This is a genomic window from Thioalkalivibrio denitrificans, assembly GCF_002000365.1.
In the GTDB taxonomy this organism is placed as follows: Bacteria; Pseudomonadota; Gammaproteobacteria; order Ectothiorhodospirales; family Ectothiorhodospiraceae; genus Thioalkalivibrio_A; species Thioalkalivibrio_A denitrificans.
This window is the reverse complement of sequence record NZ_MVBK01000149.1, coordinates 1-5,419: the sequence shown is the minus strand read 5'-3', so window position 1 is coordinate 5,419 and position 5,419 is coordinate 1. Positions and strand designations below refer to the sequence as shown.

4 protein-coding genes are annotated in these 5,419 nt (G+C 62.2%); 2 read left to right on the top strand and 2 right to left on the bottom strand.

The features are described from left to right. Positions 1 to 289: 289 nt before the first annotated feature. Positions 290 to 1,099: a class I SAM-dependent methyltransferase gene (locus B1C78_RS16970; protein ID WP_077280335.1), complete on the top strand. Its 810-nt coding sequence runs from the start codon at positions 290 to 292 to the stop codon at positions 1,097 to 1,099. Continuing rightward, on the top strand, positions 1,096 to 2,097 hold the full coding sequence (locus B1C78_RS16965; protein WP_077280334.1) for a polysaccharide deacetylase family protein: 1,002 nt from the start codon (positions 1,096 to 1,098) through the stop codon (positions 2,095 to 2,097). Before B1C78_RS16970 ends, B1C78_RS16965 begins: the two co-directional genes overlap by 4 nt. Positions 2,098 to 2,333: 236 nt before the next feature. Here the strand turns inward: B1C78_RS16965 and B1C78_RS16960 are convergent, their stop codons facing one another. Both B1C78_RS16960 and B1C78_RS16955 read right to left on the bottom strand, forming a co-directional pair. Continuing rightward, a complete protein-coding gene (locus B1C78_RS16960) occupies positions 2,334 to 3,674 on the bottom strand; it encodes a phenylacetate--CoA ligase family protein (protein ID WP_077280333.1) in 1,341 nt (446 codons plus the stop codon). A 19-nt stretch (positions 3,675 to 3,693) separates the two neighbouring features. Next, entirely contained in the window at positions 3,694 to 5,115 is a 1,422-nt protein-coding gene (locus B1C78_RS16955) for a putative O-glycosylation ligase, exosortase A system-associated (protein WP_077280332.1), read from the bottom strand. Positions 5,116 to 5,419 lie beyond the last annotated feature (304 nt).

Genomic DNA, 5,419 nt, shown 5'->3' with positions numbered 1-5,419 from the left:
CATGGGTTTCATCCTCCCCCATCAGGGGGAGGATGAAACCCATGGGAGCGGGAAGATTCCCGGCCGGATTGCATTGCACTTCTTCGGGGCTACGGGCTAGATTGCACTTAGTTATGGATGGGCGGCGTCTCTGGGTTTGGACCTCGAGCCGCACAGGGCGGAATACAGCGCGGGCGTACGTGGGCCTTTATGCCGACAACTTGCGCCTTGGTCGTGGATCGCCCGTCGGGCTGAAGCCCGACCTACAGGTATATGAGGCAGATCGGCTGCAGTGGAAGAGTGGTGAGCTATGGGGGCTACAGGAGAAGGTCAGGCGCGCGATACCTCCAGCAGCAGGGAGTTCTACGAATATTACGCCCGGCAGAGCGAGTCGCCGCTGGCACTGGACCGCTCCAGGCGTATCTATGAAGTTGTGGTGGCCACCTATGGTCAGGACGCGCTCGCCCGCCCCCTGAACGTGCTGGACGTGGGCTCGAACGCGGGGACTCAGAGCATGGTGTGGGCGGAGCAGGGACACCATGTATTCGGAATCGACATCAACGCGCCGCTGGTTGACTTGGCGAAAGAGAGGGCCGGGGCGCGTGACCTGCCTGTCCATTTTCAAGTCGGTACTGCGGAGGCGCTGCCGTTCGCCGATGCCTCCATGGACGTCTGCCTCGCCCCGGAACTGCTGGAGCACGTGCCGGACTGGGAACGCTGCATCCGGGAATTCGACCGGGTGCTGCGGCCGGGCGGCGTGCTTTTCCTGACCACCACAAACTGGTTGTGCCCAAAGCAGTCCGAGTATGAGTTGCCCTTGTATAGCTGGTACCCCACTCCCCTCAAGCGCCACTATGAGCGCCTTGCGGTGACCACACGCCCGGAACTGGTCAATCACGCCACCTATCCGGCGGTACACTGGTTCTCCTATTTCCAGCTCAGGCGTCACCTCGGGCGACTGGGGTTCTCCTGCCGGGACCGCTTTGATGCCATGATCCTGGACGGCGCTGGGTTTCCGAAGCGGGTGGCGGTCCGCTCCGTTCGAGCGCTTCCGCCCCTGCGATGGCTGGCCCACACCCTTACGCCTTACACCTACGTGGTGGCCACCAAGCACCCGTGACACCGCTCACCGTCCACATCACGGTCGACACCGAATTCAGCGTCGGCGACGCCTTCAGCAACCCGCAAACGGGCGAGCCAGTCGGCCCCGACTGGGTCCACTGCCCGGTCAACGGCCGCTCCCAGGGGCTCGGGTTTCTCCTGGACACCATGGACGCCCACGGGCTCTCCGCCACCTTCTTTGTCGAAGCACTGAATACCGTCTACTTCGGCGATGAACCCATGGGCCGCATCGCCCGCACACTCATGGACCGTAGACAGGACGTGCAGCTCCATTTGCATCCTTTCTGGCTCTACTTCCGGGAACCGGACTGGCGCAGGCGCCTCGCATCCATCCCGCCCGAGGACCGGACCTCGGGACGATCACCCGAATCCCTTGCGGAACTGATCGAGGCGGGGCTGGAGACGTTCATCCGCTGGGGACTGCCAAGGCCCGTGGCGTTTCGAAGCGGCGGACTGGACGTGGACGGGAATGTCTATCGCGCCCTCAAGGGCTGCGGACTGCACATCGCCTCGAACATCGGTCTGGGGATTTGCGAGCCGGCTGACCGGTCGCTCCATCAGATCGGCGGCGCGCACCGCTTCCACGGCGTGGTGGAGCTGCCCATCCTGACCTATCACGTCGCCTCACTTGGCCGGACAGTGCAGCGCAAGAGCCTGACCATCACGGGAAGCTCCTGGCCGGAGATCCGCAGCCTGCTCTGGAAGGCGCGCAGAGCGGGATACCAGCAAGTGGTATTGCTCACTCACGCGTTCGAGTTCGTGAAGGTTTCTGTCAGCGGGGAGATCGTGCGGGAGAACCGCATCAACCAGTCACGGTTCACGCGCTTGTGTGAATTCATCGCCGAGCATCCCGACGATTTCCGATCGGGGCTCATGCGGGACGTCGATCCCGATCGTTTGAGCTTCGACCCGGTGCCGCCGATCGGGGTTTCCATCTGGCAGGCATCCGGCCGGATGGTTGTGAACCGCCTCAACGACGCGGTGATGCGGATCTGAAGGCCGTTTACCACGAAGCCCACGAAACACCGATCTTCTCTCGCCAAGAGCGCAAAGAACGCAAAGTTGGGATAGGGCGGGCCGTGCCCGCCACAGAGCTCACCATGCAACGCCATAGCGGGCATGACCCGTCGTATCCCATCAAGGAGGGTTTCCTTGGCGTGCTTGGCGCCCTTGGCGAGAGTAGAACGTTCCTTCGTGATCTTCGTGTGCTTCGTGGTAAAACCGTCCCTGCTTCAGCACGCCGCTTCGTTGATGATGAAGCGGTGCTTCCCGGACTGCGAGGCCTCGATGCGATCCACCGGAAGGAGTCGGATGTGCACCGGGCCTGTGAAGTACTTCGCCAGTGACTGGATGATCCAGGCGTCGTCCGAGTCTTTGTACAGATTGTTCTTCACGATCCGGATGTGCAGTTCAGTCGGTGTCTTCTGCACGATCTGGAATTGCCGGATGCCCTGCACCTTGGCGATGGTGTGGGCCACCACCAGGCCATGGATCTTCCTGCCGGCGCTGTCCACGAGCCAGTCCGTTCTTCTGCCCTCGATACGCTCGAGGCGCGGCAGGCCACGGCCGCAGGAGCATGACTTGTCCGACAGGGTCACCTGATCGCCGACCCGATAACGGATGAACGGGTATGCGAAGCTTTCGAGGTTCGTCACCAGCACGTCTCCGCGGGCGGGATCGCCGTCGGGCGATGTGTCCGGGTCCACTTCCAGGAACACGTTCTCGGCTACCACGTGCATGCTGCCCTCGGGGCATTCGTAGGCGAGCAGCCCCCCGTCCCGCGCGCCGTATTCGTTGATCACGGGCGCTCCGAACGCCCTTTGTATGGCCTCCCGCTGTGCGGGCAGGAGCATCTCGGCGGTGGCAACGACCCCCTTGGGCGTAAACCGAAGCCGCGTGCCACCGGCTTCCAGGTACTGGGCGAGCAGATGCAGGGCGGAGGGATAACCGACGATGACGCGCGGCTTCTTGCGGTTCATCAACGCGATGTATTCGGCCATGACCGCTTCGGTCATGTTGTGCGCGGAGAGCAGGTAGTGATTCATCAGGTGGCGGTCCTTGGCGTTGTGCACAAGGGCCTGTTTGGACAGCTCGATGGGTGAGGCCCAGAACTCGAACATCATATCGCCCGGCTCGATGCCCCACCAACGCCGGCAGCGCAGTTTGGCGGCGTTCTGAAAGGCCTGGGTGTGGGTGCTTGAGTAGAACCACAGCGGCGAACCGGTGGAGCTGCCTGTGCGCAGGCGGACGAGTTTGCCCGGATAGGCCTCAGCGAGAATCTCGGGCTCGTTCTCCTTGAAGGTCTCCTTCTCCATGACAGGGATACGGCGGAAATCCTCCAGAGTGAAATACTGTGGATTCAGGCCGACCTCGTCGAACACACGCCGATAGAACGGGACGCTTCGGGCGGCGTGGGCGATCAGCTCGCGCAGCTTGTCCCACTGGTGTTCCCTGAGCCGGTCACCCTCCAGCCACTGGGTGCGCTCCAGCTCCCGCAGGTACGCGAAGGTGTGCCGACCCTGCAGGCGCTCGTGCAGGGGGTAGAGGATATGTCGCACCAGGGGGGTGATCACGCCGGGCCGCTCCCGCGATTCATGCCTCGCCCCTCCGGGATTCGACGCTGGCCGGCCTCGGCACGAAATCCGGAAAACGCGGGCCACCCGGTGCCGTCGCCCGAACCGCGTCGCCCGCGCTGATGCCCGCCGCCTGCTCGGAGGCTCGGGGTGCCTCCTCCAGTTCGCGGCGCATAATCACGGCCAGAGCGACAAAGGCATACAACAGGTTGAAATAGGCCACGTCCAGGAAGGCACCTGCTGCCAGGTATCCGATGAGCCCCACCTGCAAGGCCCAGGCATACTCCGCAAGCCATATCTGGCCTGTCTCCTTTCTGGCTCTTCGTCGTATTCGATTCAATGTCAGGAAGGTGAATCCCACCAGCAACAGGTAGACGGCGAGACCTCCGAATCCGTGGTGGCCCAGAAGCTGGAAATAGATGCTGTGCGCTGCACGCGCCGTGTTCGCCCAAGGCTCGACCCAGTTCGCATAGCTGATCCAGACTTCGTCCGGCATGGCTGCCATGACGAAACCGGCACCGGTCGCCGGGTTTTCCACGGCAATGTTCCAATTGACCCCCCAGGCCTGGATGCGCTGCATGGCGGATCGATCTTCCTGATAGGTTTCGATGGTCTGCCAGCGACTCATGAGACGGTCAGGCACAGTCAAACCGACCACGGTCACTGCGGCCAGGGCTAATACAACGAGGGTCAACTTGCGCTTCATCTTGAGGAAGATGAATGGCGCCACCGCCAACAGGCCCAGCAAGGCGCCACGGGAATGAGTGGCGAGGATGGCGATGGCCGTCGTCCAGAACACACCATACATGGCCAGCCCGATCCACTTGTGCCACCGGTTCACGATGCCCCAGCCGAAATCCACCCACTTGCGGGTCATCATGCGGGCGCTGATCAGCAACAGCGGCAACACCATAATCATTGCCATGCCGAGATTCGTGTTGCCTCGAATGAAGCTTCGAGGGGGGCCCCAGACCATGTAGTTGCCGCCGGTGGCAATGGCAAACAGACCACCCTTGAGCCCGTAGAAGCCGATGGAGAAGGCCATGACCAGAATCAGCAGGACGATTCGCCGTTCCCCGTAAATGAGCAGCGGCGTCACGGCCGTCATGAGCAGGATCTTCATGAAATCCTGCCACTGCATCCAGGCCAGATCGGGCACCCAGGCGACGGATGTGGTCATGGTCACGTACATGGCAAAGACAATCAGCATGATCGTCTCGCGCGTGACCGGGAAGGGGCGCCGGTCCTTGGCCAGGAGAAGTCCAGCCAGGGCAACCAGTGCCACGACCTGGGCCACCGGCGCACTGAACATGAAACCCCAGGTGAGCCGATGCGGGTTCATCAGCCCGATCCAGAACCAGGTCAGAATGCCGGTCCAGGGGTGAAGCAGGATTACGGGCACAAGGCCCGAAATGATCACCAATAGCAGTAGATCACGCACGGCGGTTCAGCCTACGAAGCCCGGAGCGGGACTTGCGCCAGAAGGTCGGGAGCGTGAGATGGCGCAGACATCATGCTTTATAACCCCACATGGCCGACGACGTCACGACACGGCCTGAAGATAGGAGTGTGACGGACTTCAAATTTTAGCACTCCTTTTGGCCACGCGCTCAAGGGGATCCGGGTCCGAAATCCGGGCGGTTGTGATTCGGTTCCAAACGGCAGCAGATGTTTTCCCTCTGATGCCATTCTCTAGCCCGCATATCTCACCGGGATCGCGGGAGTAGGCGAAGGATTCGCACCCG

Excerpts from the sequence above, each read along its gene's own strand:
- B1C78_RS16970 (WP_077280335.1), top strand. The coding sequence starts at position 290 with ATGGGGGCTACAGGAGAAGGTCAGGCGCGCGATACCTCCAGCAGCAGG.